Consider the following 16000-nt stretch of genomic DNA (forward strand, 5'->3'; position numbering starts at 1 on the left):
CTCATCCCGGGCCTGCGTTCGGGTGCCTGGTGCTGCTATAGTTGCGGCCCTTATTGATGGTGTTGATTTGCTTCAGGGCTGGTAGGTTTTATGCGTTATTTTTGTACTCTTCTGGGCACTCTGTGGCTGATGTCGGTGTCGATGCTTGCGGCCGCAGGTGCATCTTCCCAGCCTTCACTGGCGTCGGTTCAGGCGGCGGCCGCCGAGGTTGGTGCCAGCGAGTTGCTGGTGTCAAAGAATGCCCGGCGACAGGTGCCGATTGCGTCGCTGACCAAACTGATGACGGCTCTGGTGATCATGGAATCCGGCCTGGATCTGAAAGAGTGGCTGACATTCGAAAAGCGTCATGTGGAGGCGTCTGCCAACGCCTGGAGTCGTATTCGGGTAGGTTCTGAATTACCCCGGGGCGAGGTGATGAAAATTGCCCTGATGTCTTCTGAGAATTTTGCTGCCTACACATTGGCGCGCACCTTTCCCGGTGGCTTTGAGGCCTTTGTCACCGCCATGAATGCCAAGGCAAAAGCGTTGGGCATGAGTGGTACACATTTTGTCGATCCCACCGGACTGTCCACCGACAATGTGTCTACTGCCGCGGATCTGGTCAAACTGGCCAATGCGGCTTTGCAATACCCGGAGATTCGGGAGGCCTCTACCACCGGCTATCATCGGGCCTGGTTTCGGGGGCCGCGATACAGCCTGTCATTCGGCAATACCAATGCGCTGGTTCACCAGGACAGTTGGGGCGTCACGCTCAGCAAGACCGGCTATCTGAACGCAGCCGGACGGTGCCTGGTGATGGTCTCGAAGATGAACGGCAAGCCTGTGGTGACGGTGCTGCTCGATTCTCTCGGCACCCACTCTCCTCTGGGCGATGCTGGCCGCATCAAACGCTGGCTGGCGACGGGCCAGCCGGGCAGTGTGGCCGCGGCGGCCCGGCGCTATGCCGAAGAAAAAAATCAGGCACTCAGCTCGCCTGCCGGGCAGGCCACCCAGGCGGCGCAACTTCACTGACAGGATAAGACAGACCCATGATCGAGATACTGACCACCGGCGGAACCATCGACAAAGTTTACTTCGACGCCAACAGTGCCTTTGAAATCGGTGACAGCCTGCTGCCGGAGTTGCTGGCGGAATCCAATATTCACGAAGGTTACGAAATGCGGTCGTTATTGCGCAAAGACAGCCTCGAGATGACGGATGCCGATCGCGCGGAGGTACTGGCGGCGGTCGAGGGATCGCAATCTGATCGTATTCTGATCACCCACGGCACCGATACCATGGCCCAGACCGCCCAGGTGTTGAAAGCGGTAACGGATAAAACCATTGTTCTGACCGGTGCCATGCAGCCTGCCCGTATGCGCAGCAGTGATGCCGTGTTCAACATTGGCTTTGCCTGGGCAGCGGTCTCGCTGTTACCCGCCGGTGTCTACATTGCCATGAACGGCGAAGTGTTCGAGGCCGGAGCTGTACGCAAGAACCTGCAGGCCCAGAAGTTCGAGCGGGCCTGAGCCGGTACTGCAGGTTAATTGGTGATTCCGTCGGGTGTCCTCTGGCCCTCCGGGGACACCGACAGGCGCTCTTCGGGGGTCAGTGGGCGAAAGCCGCCCGGGGCCAGATTGCTATCCAGTTCGATACCGCCGATGCTGTGCCGGTGTAACGCCACCACATGGTTGCCCACCGCCGCCAGCATACGTTTGACCTGATGGTAACGGCCTTCACTGATAGTCAGCGCTATCTCCCGTTCACCCATCACCCGGACGTCGGCCGGTCGGGTAGGCATGTCCTCTCCGTGCAGGCTGACGCCGGTCTCAAGCGCTTCAATGGCGCCCTCGGAAATCGCTTCCGCCAAGGTTACCCGGTAGCACTTTTGGCATTGGCGCCTGGGCGAGGTCACACTATGGGACCACTGGCCGTCACTGGTGAGCAGCAACAGGCCGGTGGTGTCTTTGTCCAGGCGTCCGGCGATGTGAACCCGTCCCGCCAGCTCCGCCGGTAGCAGGTCGACCGCAGTTGGCTGGCTGCTGTCGGTGGTGGCGCTCAGAATGCCTGCGGGCTTGTGCATCATCAGGTACAACTCCCCCGGCAAGGCTACCGGCTGCCCGTCAAAGTGCACCGACTGGGTGGGCGCCAGCTGAAGGTTGGCCTGTTTGCAGACGGCCTTGTCTACCTGAACCCGGCCTGAGGTAATGGCTTTCTTGGCTTCTTTGCGGGACAGCGAGGTGCCGTTGGCGAGAAACTGATCCAGGCGCATTAGCAGCTGCCTCCCTGCGGCGGTACCGACAGTGTGGCCAGGCATAAAACCGGGGTCTCGCCGGTGATGCGCTGCCACAGCAGTGGTAAGGCTTCCCGGTTAAGTGGTGGCCGGGGTGCCCGGGCGCTGGTCACCGGTTGCCAGCCTTGCCCGCTGTCCTGGGCAAGGGTAAAGGTAAAGGGATGGGCGCCGGGAATGCCAAGCCGGATGTCGGTTGCCAGAATGTGCTGGCCAGCCTGCTGGTATTGCACAAATCCGTGGGTAAACCAGGCTAGACGTTCGGCTTCCGGAAAACCGGTGACAGCCTGGGCCAGGTCGGGTCGTCGCGGGAAATACTCCAGTGACGGGCCGGTGTCGCCATCCAGCAGCCCGACAACCGCTTCTGCCCGCTGCTCGGGGGTCACCGCTGTCACCCGCCAGAGCAGGGTGTTGAACGGCATGGGCTGCACCAGAAGCTGTGCCTGCTCAAGCCCTGCCTGAGCGAGTACCGGCCGGATTCGTTCCATGACTGTCTGTTGTGCCGCCAGCGTCCAGGCGAGATACAGTGTGGATAGAGTCAGCCCTGCATTGATCACCCGAGCTGCCGGAGGCTGGTAGAGAAACGCAATGCAGCCTGCAAGCAGTGGCAGCGTGTAGAGCGGATCGATGATAAAGATACTGCTGACAGCCACCGGTTGCCCGAACGGCCAGAATAGCTGGGTGCCGTAGGTGGTGAAGGCATCGAGTAAAGGGTGGGTAACCAGAATAAGGCCTACCAGTGCCAGCCACCGACCGTACCCGAGCAGCGGCTTCCAGCGCCACAAACCCCAGGCGATAAGGAACGAAACCGGCATAAGAACCAGCAGCGAATGGCTGAAGCCCCGGTGCTGGGTGAAGTTTGCCACGGCACTACCGTAGTCAATGATGACGTCGAGATCCGGCAAGGTACCTAACAAAGCGCCGGTTAACAGTGCCGAGCGCCCTAACGTTTTTCCGGCAATCGAGCCAGCAATGGAGGCGCCAAGAGCAGCCTGGGTGATGGAGTCCATGAGTTCCGCAACGTATTGTTGGTAGTTCCTAGTAGTATGCGGGGAATGAAACCTCAGATCACGGAAGACTTCAAATATCTCAGGGGTAGGTGTTAAAAATACCGGCACCTCGAGCACTGCGAGTGCTTCGAGGTGTCGTTTTTACCTCGTTGCAGAGCCGGAGTTCAGGCCTGTATCCAGTGATACATTGACAGCTCAGCTTCTGCGCAGACGAGTCATGCCAAGCCCAAACAAGCCCAGCCCCAGAAGAGCAAGAGTGCCAGGTTCGGGGACTGGAACCGCGGCGGCATTCAGCTTGGCAAACAGATTGAAGTCTCGAACTTCATTTTCCGGAGTGCTCGCAACGTTTGTGCTGCTAAACCCAATCAGCTCCAGGGAGTATTCGAAGCTGCCAAGCGTGAAGCTTGAGCTTGAAACCGTTTTGTCGAGCAGGGTAAGCGTATCATCGACGTTGCCGATGGGTAGAAAGCAGATTCCGAAGAATCCCGCAATGCAGGCATTGTTGGGTGTCTCATCGTGTGAGAACAGAAAGTTGCCAGCCGCAGTGCCCAGATCCCCTGAGCCGGAGAACCCGAGTGTCACCGCAAGATCGGTGGACAAGAGGGTTGGGCCCGTGATTTTGTTGTTGGTGTGAGTGAGGGTTCCAAGAGAAAAAGCACTGTCGTCATAGAGGATCGGCAGTGGGCTGGCTCCTGAAAATTCGAGGCTGCTCTGTTGTTTGAATATGCCGGTGTCACCCCACTCAATACGACTTGTTCCGTCGCCTGAAGCGCTGCTGCCATCGGCCTTTTGTGTGTTCTCGAATGCCCCGTCTATTGACGTGACCGTTACCGGATATGCCGCGACACCCGTGGCTGCAGTGAGTAAAAAGGCGCTTAAAGAAACTTTCGCCAAGAATTCCATGGCACTACTCCTCGCTTGGTCTGTAGCGCAACACAACGCACCCGTGTTGCGGTCGGCATACTTAAAGCGATTTTCGTGCCACTTAAAAAAATATATAAAAAACAGAGAGTTATGTTTTCAATATTTGCGACGTGTAAACTATGTCGACAGTGGTCATATATTTATCTTGAGTTGCTCTAATAGCCCTCTGGCTGGAAAGCCATCGGCCGTGAGCCCCTGATCCTGCTGATAGCTGCGAATTGCTGCGCGGGTTGCGGGCCCTGCAATGCCGTCTGGTTTACCTGCACCGTACCCCTTCTTGTTCAGGGCTGTCTGCAACTGCATGATGGTTTTTCTGGATAGTGCCGGTGTGTCTTCCGGTGGTGGGTTTTGCAAGCCGCCTGCGCCTGCAATACGGTCTGCCAGATGACCAACGGCAATCGCGTAAAACTCTGAGCGATTCCAGCCCATGATGACCTTGAAATTATGATAGGCGAGAAAGGCAGGGCCCTTGTGGCCCGCAGGTACAATCAGTGCTGCCTGGATGTCCTCCCTGGCAAGAGGTTTTCCAAAAGCGTCTGTGATGCCCAGTTCACGCCACTTGCCCAATGCCAGGCGGCGGCCATCGGAAAACGAGTAGTCGAAGTTGTCTGGAAGTAGCACTTCCCGCCCCCAGCGATAATCTCCGTCCCAGTTCATGGACTGGAGAAACCGGCCAGCCGACATCATCGCGTCTGGCAGGCTGTTCCAGAGATCCCGGCGACCATCGCCGTCAGCATCGACCGCATGTTTTAGGAATACCGTGGGCATGAATTGCACATGCCCCATGGCGCCCGCCCAGGAGCCCTCCATTTGTTCAACCGGAATGGCGCCCTCATCGATAATTTGCAGCGCGGCGATCAGTTGTTCGGTAAAGAACGTGCTTCGGCGTGCATCACAGGCCAGGGTGGTGAGTGAATCCGGGACCGACATCTTGCCGAAATAGCTACCGAAGTTGGTTTCCAGGCCCCAGAATGCTACCAGGTAGGGTGCGGGAACGCCGGTTGCCTCGGTGACCCGATGCAGGAGCTTGTGGTGCTCCCTGATCAGTTCGCGGCCTCTGGTTACCCGGGCGTCATTCACCCGGCGGTTCAGGTAATCGGCAAAGGTTGTGGTGAATTCGGGTTGCCGTCGATCAAGCTCGATGACCTTGTCCAGATGGCTAACGCCAGCCATGACATTTCGGGCTGTTTCAGCGCTGACGCCAGCCTGTACGGCCTTTTCCTGCAACTGGAGTTTGCACTGTTCGAAGGCCTCCGGGCTGAGGTTGGTGTTGGCCTCGGCGGATACCGCCAGGGGGAGCATGCCCAGAGCGAGCCCCAGGAAAGAATATCGAACAACACGGATGATCGGGTAAGGCACGGAAAACCTCGCAAAACAGTCAATGAAGCCATCCGGTCATCTTAGCCTTTTTTCCCGGCGGGAAAATACCGTCAGAGTCGACAGTGGCAGCCGTGAGTCTCTGTTTCGGCATTGCTGCGTGAAAAAACGGCGTACCTGCAGGGGGTGAATGTTCTATAGTGGTGAAAACGCACAGAGCTGAGGCGAGCAGTAATATGGCAATTCTGAAGGCGCTGGTGGTGGATGACGCCAGTTTTGTGAGGGATCTTGTGAAGCGTACGGTGCGCCAGCGATTTCCGGTTATCGAGACAACCGATGCGCCTAATGGCCGCCGTGCCCAGTCGCTGATGACGGCTAGCAGTTTTGATTTGGTACTTTGCGATTGGGAAATGCCGGAAATGACCGGCCTTGAACTGCTGCAGTGGATGCGCCAGCAGCCAAAATACCAGTCTGTTCCGTTTATCATGATCACCAGCCGGGGCGACAAGGATCACGTTATCGAGGCCGTACGGGAAGGAGTGTCGGAGTATCTGGGCAAACCGTTCAGCCCGGATGGCCTGAGTAAGAAGATCATCAAGGTGATGGGGCGGCAGTTGAAAGAGGCGATGGATCGCGGTGGGCGTTCTCTGAGCGGGCCAGCTGATGCGTTCAAAGAGTCCGCGGCCCTGCTGACCCAGAAGCGGGAAGCTCCGGCCCGTAATCCTCAGCCAGAACCGCAGAGCCCGCTGCTGCAGCCGCAAGCACCCAAACCGTCAGCAGCTGCCGGTTCTTCCTCTGCAAAGTTTTCCTCCAGGAGCGGAAACAAAGGTGCTATGAGCATGGCCTCTGTCCGGTTTTCGGAGAGCACCCTGGCGTCGGTGGTCAAGGATATCAACCTGACTGAAGTCCGGGTGATCGCCAAACGGGATCAGCTGTTTCCCGGCATTCTGGATCAGGCTGTGGTGGATATTGATCTCGGGGATGGTCAGATGGCAAGGTTGAATGGCTATGTGCACCAGTTGCAGGCCGTTGATAAGCGCCAGGATACCGATTTCGTCAGTGTGACCGTCCGTTTTGTGGATGAAGATCCGAAAAAACTGGAGGATCTCTCTCGCTTTGTTGCCAGGTTCCGTGCTGGCGGCCGCTAGGAGTCATTGCTGAGGGCTGGTCAGGCGCTCTTCCGGAAATTGACAGATAAATTCGCTGCCTTCCCCGGGCTGGCTGTGGATGGCGAGGGTGGCGTCATGGTTCAGCAAGGCGTGCTTGACGATCGCCAGTCCAAGGCCGGTGCCCCCTGTGTCTTTGTGGCGACTGGGGTCGGCCCGGTAAAATCTCTCGGTCAGCCTCGGAATATGCACCGGGTCGATGCCGACACCGGAATCGCATACCGACAACCAGGCGCCCTCGATACTCTCGCACCATTCAACTGTAATGACGCCACCGGGTGGCGTGTATTTGACAGCATTGAAGACCAGGTTGGAGAAGGCACTGCGTAGCTGGCTTTCATCGCCTATTACGCCATGGTCGGTGCTGGCGGTGAACCGGATCTGGTGTTGCGCATCACCGCTGAGCGCCCGGGCATCGGCGCAAATCTGTTCCATCAGAACCGGCACATTGATTGGGCTGTGATCCGGTGTTGCGTTGCCGGTCTCGATCCGGGACAGCAGGATCAGATCGGTAATCAATGCCTCCATGCGGTTGCTCTGGGTCATCATGGCTTGCAGCGGCCGTTGCCATTTTTTCGGCAACTCCCCGCTGTGTTCCAGCAAGGTTTCCAGGTAACCCCGTATCACGGTAAGCGGAGTTCGCATCTCGTGGGAGACGTTACCGACAAAGTCCCTTCGCATCAGTTCCAGTTGATGGATGCGGGTCACGTCCCGGGCAACGATCAGGCGATCGTCTTCACCGAACAGGCTGATCTGTACTTGCAGATGGATGTGGGGTTTGGCGGGTGCGTGAATAGCCAGCGGCTCCTGGTAATCCCGGCTGTCAAAATAGGCCTTGAAGGCGGGCGTTCGGATCAGGTTATGAATGTACTGGCCCTGATCGGAGTGGCGGCGAAAGCCGAGTAAGCGCTCGGCGGCGTCGTTCCACCACTCCAGAGTGCCCCGGGCATCGGTCATGATGACGCCGTCGCGCATGGCGTTGGTGGATTCCTGTATCCGATCCAGAGTGGCCAGCAGTTGCTGTTGCCGCTGGCGGTGGCTGCGATGGAGCTTGTTCAGTCGATCAAAGAGATCGCCCCAAAGGCCAAGGCTCTCCGGTGCGTCGGCGTCGGAGTCGGGGTGATCAAGCCACAGGTACAGGCGCCGGGCCTGAACCAGCGTCCACCAGAGGTAGGCCGAGAGGCCAGCCAGCAGGCCCTGCAGAGGGTATCCGAAATACAGGCCGATGACGGTGGTACCGGTAATACCCGCAAGAATCAGGCGCAGATAGCGAGGCCAGCTATGCCGCATCAGCCAACCCGGGTCGAGAAACGGTAGCCTGCTCCCCGCACGGTTTGCACCAGGTAGTCATGGTCTGGTCCAAGGGCTTTGCGTAACCGCCGGATATGAACGTCAACTGTGCGCTCTTCAACGTAAACATTACCGCCCCAAACCTGGTCCAGTAACTGGGCCCGGGTGTATACCCGATCCTGGTGGGTCATGAAAAACTGTAGCAGACGATATTCGGTGGGCCCTATCGAGATTGCGCCTCCAGCATTGCTGACCCGGTGTCCGACCGGATCCAGTACCAGCCCCTCGACGTCAATGGGGCTATCCACACCGGGAGGTGTTGCACGACGCAGCACTGCTTTTAGCCGGGCAACCAGCTCCCGTGGGCTGAAAGGCTTGGTGATGTAATCGTCTGCACCTACCTCAAGGCCCTGGATTTTGTTGTCCTCTTCACCTTTGGCTGTGAGCATGATGATGGGAATATCGGCAGTGGTGGCGTCTTTTTTCAGCCTGCGGGCCAGCTCGACACCACTGGTGCCGGGCAGCATCCAGTCGAGCAGGATCAGATCCGGCCGCTGGTCGACGATCATCGAGTGGGCTTGCAGGGCGTCTTCCGCTTCCATGTAGTCAAAATCTGCCATCTCCAATGCTACCGCAATCATTTCCCGAATGGCGGACTCGTCATCGACGATCAGGACCCTTTTTTCATTCATAGCTTCCAACCTGTTAAGGCCTCCATGTCATATTGCAGGGCTATTACAACCTGTCTTTATGACAAGCGTGTGACATCTCCAAAGGTCACAGCAGCAGATCAAGGGCCAACCCGAGAAATACCGAAAAACCAGCCCAGTTGTTGTTCAGGAAGGCTTTGAAGCAGCCGTCTCGGGCCCGTTCCCGTGTCAGAAATTGCTGGAACACAAAGAGCGTGGCCATACCCACGACACCGAGATAGAAGAAACTGCCAAGTTCAGCCTGGCGGCCCAGCATTACCAGAATGATCACCACCAGCGCCTGCAGGATGCCGATGATGGTTCGGTCGGCGTCGCCGAACAGAACTGCCGTCGATTTGATGCCGACCTTCAGGTCGTCGTCACGGTCTACCATGGCATAGAAGGTATCGTAAGCGACCGTCCAGAGTACGTTGGCAGTAAATAGCAGCCAGGTCATCTGGTTTACCTCGTTCGCTTCGGCGGCCCAGGCCATGGGTATTGCCCACGAGAAGGCCGCGCCCAGAAACAGCTGGGGCAGGTGGGTGTAGCGTTTTGTGAAGGGGTAGATGAACGCCAGCACGGCGCCACCGAATGACAGGTACAACGTGAAGCGGTTGGTGAACAGCACCACCATCAAGAACGAGATGGCGCAAAGCCCGGCAAATAGCGCCACCGCTTCCCAGGGTTGGATGCGCCCGGAGGTAAGTGGCCGGTCTTTGGTGCGTTTTACATGGCGATCCCAGTCCCGGTCGGCAAAATCGTTGATGGCGCAGCCGGCCGCCCGCATAAAAAATACTCCCAGTGTGAATATCAGCAGGTTAGCCAGGGATGGCACGCCGTCTGCGGCCAGCCACAGCGCCCAGTAAGTTGGCCAGAGCAGGAGCAGGGTGCCGATGGGACGGTCGATGCGCAGTAGTCGGGCATAGTCTGTCAGGCGCGCCTGAACATGGGCAGGCAAGGCATTCTGCAGCATAGCGTTGATCGTCCACGAGCAATGATGGGTTTAGGGATTCCGATTATAGCCACCGGAAAGGGGCCCATAAACCCGGTGTCAGTGTTGATAAAGAATCGGCAGCAGATATTCGGCGACCATCAGCGCATCCGGCCCGCGGTGAAACAGGGAGCGCCTGGCCAGTTGTGGCTGCGCAGGGTTGGCCGGCTGACACAGGCCGGTTTCGAGGGGGCCGCGTTGCCATTCGGGATTGCTGAACAGGTAGGCGCCGAGCGGCTTGCTGCCGAGGCCGGACAGGCGTTTGCCGTGGCCGGTCAGACAGTTTTGCGGAATGACAGTGCGGGCAAGAACCCAAGGTTGACCATCGCCGCAGAGCCGCACTTCACGAATCCAGGCCAGTTGCCGGGGTGGCAGTGCTAGGCGGCGGGCCTCTTCGGCGCTGGGTAAGGCGAAACCTTCACGAACGACTTCAACGTGAAAGCCTTCCCGGCATTCCTGTTGCAGTGCCCGGGTAAAAGACCCTTCCACGGTCAGCCAGTAGCGGGCCGAACCGTGGACGTCCGGACAACGAAGCCCGGCTGCGGCGAGTGACCGGTACCAGGTGGTCGGTGGAATACTCTGCCCGAAGGTTTGCTCAGAGTCCTTTAACAGCATAGATGCCCGGCGCATTACGCCAGTATCCCTTGTAGTCCATGCCAAACCCGAACAGAAAGCGATCTTCCACTCGCAACCCTGTAAAGTCAGCGGCAAGGCCCGGGGCGGCTTTGCGGTCGTGCTGCTTGTCTACCAGAACCGCGGTCAGCACCTCACTGGCTCCGTGAGCCCGGCAATAGTCGGCGATGGCGCACAAGGTGGTGCCTTCATCGAGAATGTCGTCGATGATCAGAACGGTACGGCCTTTCATTTCGGCTTCCGGCTGCAGTTTCCACTCCAGAATACCGCCCGTGGTTTCCTGGCGGTACCGTGTTGCATGCAGGTACTCGGCCTGCACCGGGAACTTCAGCTTGGGCAGCAGTTGACCGGTCACTATCAGGCCGCCGTTCATGACGCAGAACAGCAAAGGATTGCTGTTTTTCAGGCGTTCGGTGATGGCTCTGGCCATGGTGTCGATGGCGGAATACACCTGCTCTTCGGTCACCAGGCAGTCTGCTTCTGCCATAACCTGGTTCATTTCGGCGACGGTATCGGTCATAACGATAGGGTCCTGTCCAAAAGCGCGGATTATACCGAAGTGAGGCCGGTGAGGGGAGAGGCAGGGCGCATTGGTCGGGTCTGTAGTTTCTGCTATTGGCAGAAAAACTCCGGGACTTCCGGCCCGCTGGCATTGGTCATCGCTCGGGGGGCAGTTATCATGTTGGTTAATTCCTGTCGCGAACCGGAGCTGGCGGACTGGGAGCCTGCGCGGATACCGCAGGCATCCGCAAGGCAGCTGGTTCGTAAATGGAATCAGACATTTATTCGGAGAGTGCGCATGAAGAAGTGGCAGTGTGTGGTGTGTGGCCTGATTTACGATGAAGCCGAAGGCTGGCCGGAAGACGGCATTGAGCCCGGAACCAAGTGGGAAGATGTGCCCGAGGACTGGGAATGCCCGGACTGCGGTGTGGGCAAGGAAGATTTTGAGATGATCGAGATTGGCTGACGGAGTACAGGCATGAGCGAACAGGCCCCTATTGTTATCGTGGGCACCGGGTTGTCCGGCTACTCACTGGCCAGAGAATTTCGCAAGCTGAACCGGGATGTGCCGGTGGTTCTGGTGACCGCCGACGACGGCATCAGTTATTCCAAGCCAATGCTGTCCACCGGGTTCACCAGGAATAAGGATGCAGACGGCCTGGCACAGGCAGACCCCGACACCATGGCAGAACAACTGGGGGTAGAAATTCGCCCCTGGTCCGTGGTGACCGGCATTGATACCGAAGCCCGGGAGCTGCGACTGGGTGACCGGAGTTTGCGGTATGGCAAGCTGGTTTTGGCCTGGGGGGCTGATGTGATTCGCCTGAGCCTGGCGGGTAACGGGCTGGATCGTGTGTTTTCCATCAACGACCTGATGGATTATCGGGCCTTTCGCAAGACGCTCGCAGGTGGTAAGCGTATCGCCATTATGGGGGCCGGGCTGATCGGTTGTGAATTTGCCAACGATCTGCGCAATGGCGGGTATGAGGTCGACGTAATCGCGCCAGACACAGCATTGATGCCCTCCCTGCTGCCAGAGCCTGCAGCGGCGGCGGTGCAGCAAGAGCTGGAAGCACTGGGCGTGCGCTTTCATCTTGGCACGGTGGTCACGTCGGTCAATCATGCCGAGCAGGGTGTGACGGTTGCGCTGGACAACGGCGAGCAGCTTGCGGCAGATCTGGTGGTTTCAGCCGTGGGCTTGCGGCCGCGCACCGAGTTGGCGAGAGCGGCCGGGCTGGAGACTGCGCGCGGCATTTGTGTGAATCGGGCGTTGGAAACCTCGGCGCCCGACGTTTATGCCTTGGGCGACTGTGCTGAAGTGGATGGCCAGGTTTTGCTGTACGTGTTGCCTTTGATGGCGTGTGCAAGGGCTTTGGCAAAGACACTGGCCGGTGAGCGCACAGAGGTGGCTTATGGCACCATGCCGGTGATGGTAAAAACTCCCTGCTGCCCGACAGCGGTCTGCCCGCCACCGGTGGGTGCGGATGGAAGCTGGCAGATTGAGCGGGATGGTAGTCATGTGAAGGCCCTGTTTCTATCGGCGGCAGGTGAGACCCTTGGCTTTGCGGTTACCGGGCGTTTTGCCATGGAAAAGCAGGCTCTGGCGCGGGAAGTTCCGCCGATTCATGATCGCTGAGTGGGTGATCCCGTTGCTGGTGATTGTCACGTCTCGGGCAACTTTGCGTTGCCAAAAGCAGTTGTCTGGGGTAGAAAATCCGTTCGTGAGCTAATAAAAACAGGAGCAGGCATGCTGGAAGTAACCCGAAGATTACTGGAGCTTTTGGATCTGTCACCCATCGGTGACGACCATTTCCAGGGGGATAGCGAAGACCTGGGGTTTCCCAACGTTTTTGGCGGGCAGGTGCTGGGGCAGGCTCTTATGGCTGCCAGCAGAACCGTAGAGGATCGCTTGTGCCATTCACTGCACGCCTATTTTCTGCGTCCGGGCAATCACAGTATGCCGATAGATTATGAAGTCCAGAGAGTGCGGGACGGCGGAAGCTTTTCTGTGCGCCGGGTCATTGCCCGCCAGGATGGCAAAGAAATACTGACCGGAGCCATGTCGTTCCAGACCACAGAGCCCGGCCTAGCGCATCAGGTTGCCATGCCGCCAGCGCCAGAGCCTGAGAGTCTCAAGTCTGAACTTGAGTTGGGCAAAGAAATTGCCAGCCAGTTGCCAGCGGCGGTACAGGAAATGCTAACCCGGGAGCGCCCCATCGAGATTCGCCCAGTGGATCCGTTAAACCCGATCCAGCCGGAAAAACGCTCTCCGCAAAGGCAGAACTGGCTTCGTGCTCTGGGGCCCTTGCCCGATGATCCGGTGCTGCATCGCTGTCTGCTGACTTACGCATCGGACTTCAGCTTTCTGGAAACATCCATGGTGCCGCACGGGCTGAGCTTCATGGACAGGCGACTTCAGGTAGCAAGCCTTGATCACGCTATCTGGTTCCATCGGGATTTTCGCATGGATGACTGGCTGCTGTACGACAAGGACAGCCCGAGTTCGTCGGGCGGGCGCGGTTTCAATCGCGGCAACTTCTTCAATCGTGACGGTGTGCTGGTGGCTTCCACGACTCAGGAAGCGTTAATTCGCCAGCGCTGAAGGTTTATGACTGCCCGCCCAGGCCGGGGGCGTTGTCTATGGCAGCCCTCGCCCTGCATGCGGGGTAGTGCTCGTCGAGCCATTGCATCATCGCTGTGAACGCCAGGGGTGGAGTCAGGTAGTACCCTTGAATCAGGTCGCACCCCATGCTTTCCAGCAGGGCCAGAGTCTGCTGGTCTTCAACGCCCTCTGCCACCACGGTGTATCCCAGGCTGTGACACATCTCGATAGTGGTACGCACGATCACTCTATCCTGTTCCCGTTCCGGCAGATCGGTGACCAGAGAGCGGTCAATCTTGATTTCACCCGCAGGTAGCCGCTTGATGTACGAGAGTGAGGAATAGCCCGAGCCAAAGTCGTCAATAGACAGCGGAATACCGGCCGCATGGAGGGCGTTCAGGGCTCTCAGGGAGTTGCCCGGATCCTGCATCATGGAGGTCTCGGTCACTTCAAAGGTAATGCCGCCGGCGTGGGCTGGGTAGCTTTGCATCAAGCGCTGGACAAAGAGCGCAAAGTCCGGCTCCCGAAGGTTGTTCGGTGATATGTTGACTGCCACATTGGCTTCCCGGCCCTGTTTCATTAACCGCGTGCGCAATTCCAGGGCTTCCTGCAATACCCAGCGGGTGAGTGGTTTGATCAGGCCGGTTTGTTCGGCAATGCTGATGATTTCATCCGGGCGTACCGGCTGTTGACGCCGGGGCCAGCGAATCAGGGCTTCAAACCCGGTGATCCGGTGGCTTTTCAGGCAGAGTTTGGGTTGAAGGAACAGCGTCAGCTCATGGTTTTCGATGGCTGAGCGAAGGTCCGAGACCAGCGTCAGGCGCTCGGCGCTATAGGAATCCCGGGATGACTTGTAATACGCGATGCCGCGGTCCCGGGCCCTGTCCGATTCCTCGGCAATAATGGCTCGGCGGATCAGTGTGTTGGCATCTTTGCCGTGGTTCGGATAGAAGGCTACGCCGAGTTGTGGTGCCAGCGGCACCTGCATTCCCAGAAAATCCACCGGGTAGCGCAACTCGTCGATGCTGCGCATGATGGTGCGCGGTGATGCCAGAGCCCGGTCGGCCTCCACTACGAACGCGAAAGTCTGCGGATCCAGGCTTGCCAGGAAAAATCGACGTTGTTCCGTTACTTCGATCGGCAGGGCGCCAGCGACGTCCTTGATGACTGCGTTGAAGTGTTTCGCGGCCAGTTCCAGTATTCGATCTGTGTTGCGGTGCCCCAAAGTTTTGGTAATCGGATACAGGTTATTCAGGTGAACGATCACAACCCCTAACTGCCGGCCCGGGCTTTGGCGTACCAGTTCGTTGACCCGCAGTTCAAAGCTGTTGCGGTTGGGCAGGCCGGTCAGGGGATTGTGCAGAGCCTGATCCATCAGTTTCAGTTCGGCTGTGCGCCGATCCGCCAGTGCTTTGATCTCGGCTTCCTGGGCTAGCACCTTGCTCTGGCGTTCATAGTAGATACGCAGGGCCAGAGCAAGGCTGAGCAGCACGACCTGCAGAGCCGAGCCGATCTGCATGCCATACACCGTGATGAAGCTGGATGGGATAAGGCCGTATTTGTTCGCTGCAGTAATGGCGCTGCCGAGTGTGACTGCGCCCCAGGCCAGGGTGTAATAAACCGCCTGAGGGTTTCGCCGGGCCCATTGCAAGGGGCCAATGACCGTCAGCAGCAGGCAGGTGGGAATAGCCAGGGCAACCGTGAGCCGGATGCTGGAGCTGTAGTCGATGAAGAACGTGGCAACAGCCAGCAGGGCATTCAGCCCGGTGGTCGCCAGCATCAGGCGGTCTGCCAGTGGGCTGTACCGTTTCAGTTTGAGAAAATCCCGAGAGAACAACAGAGTGAAAACCATCGCCAGAGGAATGGAGATCAACATGGCGCTGTTCTGAACTGCAGGCAGGGAGGGCCAAAGCAGCTGATAGGTAATGCCGTTGAGGTTTCCAACCAGCAGGAGATAGCCCAGGGTGGAGAGCACATAGAGCAAATAGAGGCGCTCTCTCAGGGCCAGGAAGACGAACAGGTTGAACCAGATGGCGGCCAGCAAGATGCCGTAGTAAAGGGCGTGGATCTGGCTTTCAATAGAGGTGTGCTCAAAAAAGCTCCGATTGTTCCAGAGTTTAACGGGAATTTGCATGGCGCCGGTGGTTTCGATCCGCAGCAGAATCAGTGTGTTGTCATTTTGGGCTGCCGGGAACGGGAATAGAAAATACGGGTATTCGACCGGGCGCTCGGCAAACGGCAGATGGTCTCCGGTATGATAACTCTGGGTGATGGTTTGCCCGGACACCAGGTAGAAATCAATAGTATCCAGTTGCGGGTAAGCAATTTCCAGGAGGTTGACCGGGCGCGTGTCGGCAAGCCTGGGGCCGGTGACCGGAATGCGCAGCCAGATATGATCGAAGGTATAACCGAAGTTCGCGGTCTGTTCCTGCAGCGGTTGCCAGTTGTTGCTGTTCAAAGCCTGAGCCGGAGAGAGCGGCTGCCCGGGGGGCGTGCGCAGAAACTCCATAGCGGGTGTCTGGCCGTTGTCGTAGGCCATGGCGGGAGTCGATAACAGCAGCAGGCATAACAGCCCTGCCAGAATACGGGCCAGATGCATGGATAGTGA

General features: G+C 58.1%; 16 protein-coding genes. 6 read left to right on the top strand and 10 right to left on the bottom strand.

Features of this window, described 5'->3' with window-relative positions; genetic code table 11:
- Positions 1–90 precede the first annotated feature (90 nt).
- Together pbpG and C7H09_RS16285 are read left to right on the top strand one after the other, a co-directional pair.
- The gene (gene pbpG, locus C7H09_RS16280; protein ID WP_106764667.1) at positions 91–1011 is read left to right on the top strand and encodes a D-alanyl-D-alanine endopeptidase; all 921 of its coding nucleotides are present in this window, start codon (positions 91–93) and stop codon (positions 1009–1011) included.
- A gap of 17 nt (positions 1012–1028) precedes the next feature.
- Positions 1029–1508 carry an asparaginase domain-containing protein gene (locus tag C7H09_RS16285; RefSeq protein ID WP_106764670.1) on the top strand — a complete coding sequence of 160 codons (480 nt, stop codon included), beginning with the start codon at positions 1029–1031 and terminating at the stop codon, positions 1506–1508.
- A gap of 14 nt (positions 1509–1522) precedes the next feature.
- Here C7H09_RS16285 and C7H09_RS16290 read toward each other — a convergent pair whose 3' ends face one another.
- From C7H09_RS16290 to C7H09_RS16305, 4 genes are all read right to left on the bottom strand, one after another.
- Positions 1523–2251 carry a pseudouridine synthase gene (locus C7H09_RS16290; protein ID WP_106764672.1) on the bottom strand — a complete coding sequence of 243 codons (729 nt, stop codon included), beginning with the start codon at positions 2249–2251 and terminating at the stop codon, positions 1523–1525.
- Complete coding sequence (locus tag C7H09_RS16295) at positions 2251–3279, bottom strand: metal-dependent hydrolase (protein WP_106764675.1); 1029 nt, start codon at positions 3277–3279, stop codon at positions 2251–2253. The genes C7H09_RS16290 and C7H09_RS16295 overlap by 1 nt, the downstream gene beginning before the upstream one ends.
- A 195-nt stretch (positions 3280–3474) precedes the next feature.
- A complete protein-coding gene (locus tag C7H09_RS16300) occupies positions 3475–4182 on the bottom strand; it encodes a THxN family PEP-CTERM protein (RefSeq protein WP_106764677.1) in 708 nt (235 codons plus the stop codon).
- 153 nt (positions 4183–4335) lie between these two features.
- Positions 4336–5562, bottom strand: a complete 1227-nt coding sequence (locus tag C7H09_RS16305; protein ID WP_420844197.1) for a lytic murein transglycosylase — start codon at positions 5560–5562, stop codon at positions 4336–4338.
- Between the two features lie 194 nt (positions 5563–5756).
- Here C7H09_RS16305 and C7H09_RS16310 point away from each other — a divergent pair, with 194 nt between their 5' ends.
- On the top strand, positions 5757–6668 hold the full coding sequence (locus C7H09_RS16310) for a response regulator (RefSeq protein ID WP_106764682.1): 912 nt from the start codon (positions 5757–5759) through the stop codon (positions 6666–6668).
- Positions 6669–6671: 3 nt separating this feature from the next.
- Here C7H09_RS16310 and phoR read toward each other — a convergent pair whose 3' ends face one another.
- The 5 genes from phoR to C7H09_RS16335 form a co-directional block, all read right to left on the bottom strand.
- Entirely contained in the window at positions 6672–7976 is a 1305-nt protein-coding gene (phoR, locus tag C7H09_RS16315; RefSeq protein ID WP_106764684.1) for a phosphate regulon sensor histidine kinase PhoR, read from the bottom strand.
- A complete protein-coding gene (phoB, locus tag C7H09_RS16320) occupies positions 7976–8668 on the bottom strand; it encodes a phosphate regulon transcriptional regulator PhoB (protein WP_106764686.1) in 693 nt (230 codons plus the stop codon). The genes phoR and phoB overlap by 1 nt, the downstream gene beginning before the upstream one ends.
- Before the next feature lie 85 nt (positions 8669–8753).
- Complete coding sequence (gene ubiA / locus C7H09_RS16325) at positions 8754–9638, bottom strand: 4-hydroxybenzoate octaprenyltransferase (RefSeq protein ID WP_106764689.1); 885 nt, start codon at positions 9636–9638, stop codon at positions 8754–8756.
- Between the two features lie 78 nt (positions 9639–9716).
- Positions 9717–10286: a chorismate--pyruvate lyase family protein gene (locus C7H09_RS16330; RefSeq protein WP_420844198.1), complete on the bottom strand. Its 570-nt coding sequence runs from the start codon at positions 10284–10286 to the stop codon at positions 9717–9719.
- Positions 10252–10809: a hypoxanthine-guanine phosphoribosyltransferase gene (locus C7H09_RS16335; protein ID WP_106764694.1), complete on the bottom strand. Its 558-nt coding sequence runs from the start codon at positions 10807–10809 to the stop codon at positions 10252–10254. The genes C7H09_RS16330 and C7H09_RS16335 overlap by 35 nt, the downstream gene beginning before the upstream one ends.
- A gap of 279 nt (positions 10810–11088) precedes the next feature.
- On the opposite strand from C7H09_RS16335, the gene C7H09_RS16340 reads away from it, so the two are divergent.
- From C7H09_RS16340 to tesB, 3 genes are all read left to right on the top strand, one after another.
- On the top strand, positions 11089–11256 hold the full coding sequence (locus C7H09_RS16340; RefSeq protein WP_106764696.1) for a rubredoxin: 168 nt from the start codon (positions 11089–11091) through the stop codon (positions 11254–11256).
- A 12-nt stretch (positions 11257–11268) separates the two neighbouring features.
- On the top strand, positions 11269–12426 hold the full coding sequence (locus C7H09_RS16345) for an NAD(P)/FAD-dependent oxidoreductase (RefSeq protein WP_106764698.1): 1158 nt from the start codon (positions 11269–11271) through the stop codon (positions 12424–12426).
- Positions 12427–12537: 111 nt separating this feature from the next.
- Complete coding sequence (gene tesB, locus C7H09_RS16350; protein ID WP_106764701.1) at positions 12538–13392, top strand: acyl-CoA thioesterase II; 855 nt, start codon at positions 12538–12540, stop codon at positions 13390–13392.
- A 4-nt stretch (positions 13393–13396) separates the two neighbouring features.
- Here tesB and C7H09_RS16355 read toward each other — a convergent pair whose 3' ends face one another.
- A complete protein-coding gene (locus tag C7H09_RS16355; RefSeq protein ID WP_106764703.1) occupies positions 13397–15991 on the bottom strand; it encodes an EAL domain-containing protein in 2595 nt (864 codons plus the stop codon).
- Positions 15992–16000: the final 9 nt, after the last annotated feature.

The sequence above is a fragment of the Marinobacter fuscus genome (assembly GCF_003007675.1).
GTDB classification, from domain to species: domain Bacteria; phylum Pseudomonadota; class Gammaproteobacteria; order Pseudomonadales; family Oleiphilaceae; genus Marinobacter; species Marinobacter fuscus.

Excerpts from the sequence above, each read along its gene's own strand:
- pbpG (WP_106764667.1), top strand. The coding sequence starts at position 91 with ATGCGTTATTTTTGTACTCTTCTGGGCACTCTGTGGCTGATGTCGGTG.
- C7H09_RS16285 (WP_106764670.1), top strand. The coding sequence starts at position 1,029 with ATGATCGAGATACTGACCACCGGCGGAACCATCGACAAAGTTTACTTC.
- phoR (WP_106764684.1), bottom strand. The coding sequence starts at position 7,976 with ATGCGGCATAGCTGGCCTCGCTATCTGCGCCTGATTCTTGCGGGTATT.
- C7H09_RS16310 (WP_106764682.1), top strand. The coding sequence starts at position 5,757 with ATGGCAATTCTGAAGGCGCTGGTGGTGGATGACGCCAGTTTTGTGAGG.
- ubiA (WP_106764689.1), bottom strand. The coding sequence starts at position 9,638 with ATGCTGCAGAATGCCTTGCCTGCCCATGTTCAGGCGCGCCTGACAGAC.
- phoB (WP_106764686.1), bottom strand. The coding sequence starts at position 8,668 with ATGAATGAAAAAAGGGTCCTGATCGTCGATGACGAGTCCGCCATTCGG.
- C7H09_RS16290 (WP_106764672.1), bottom strand. The coding sequence starts at position 2,251 with ATGCGCCTGGATCAGTTTCTCGCCAACGGCACCTCGCTGTCCCGCAAA.
- C7H09_RS16330 (WP_420844198.1), bottom strand. The coding sequence starts at position 10,286 with ATGCGCCGGGCATCTATGCTGTTAAAGGACTCTGAGCAAACCTTCGGG.
- C7H09_RS16345 (WP_106764698.1), top strand. The coding sequence starts at position 11,269 with ATGAGCGAACAGGCCCCTATTGTTATCGTGGGCACCGGGTTGTCCGGC.
- C7H09_RS16295 (WP_106764675.1), bottom strand. The coding sequence starts at position 3,279 with ATGGACTCCATCACCCAGGCTGCTCTTGGCGCCTCCATTGCTGGCTCG.
- tesB (WP_106764701.1), top strand. The coding sequence starts at position 12,538 with ATGCTGGAAGTAACCCGAAGATTACTGGAGCTTTTGGATCTGTCACCC.
- C7H09_RS16355 (WP_106764703.1), bottom strand. The coding sequence starts at position 15,991 with ATGCATCTGGCCCGTATTCTGGCAGGGCTGTTATGCCTGCTGCTGTTA.
- C7H09_RS16300 (WP_106764677.1), bottom strand. The coding sequence starts at position 4,182 with ATGGAATTCTTGGCGAAAGTTTCTTTAAGCGCCTTTTTACTCACTGCA.
- C7H09_RS16340 (WP_106764696.1), top strand. The coding sequence starts at position 11,089 with ATGAAGAAGTGGCAGTGTGTGGTGTGTGGCCTGATTTACGATGAAGCC.
- C7H09_RS16335 (WP_106764694.1), bottom strand. The coding sequence starts at position 10,809 with ATGACCGATACCGTCGCCGAAATGAACCAGGTTATGGCAGAAGCAGAC.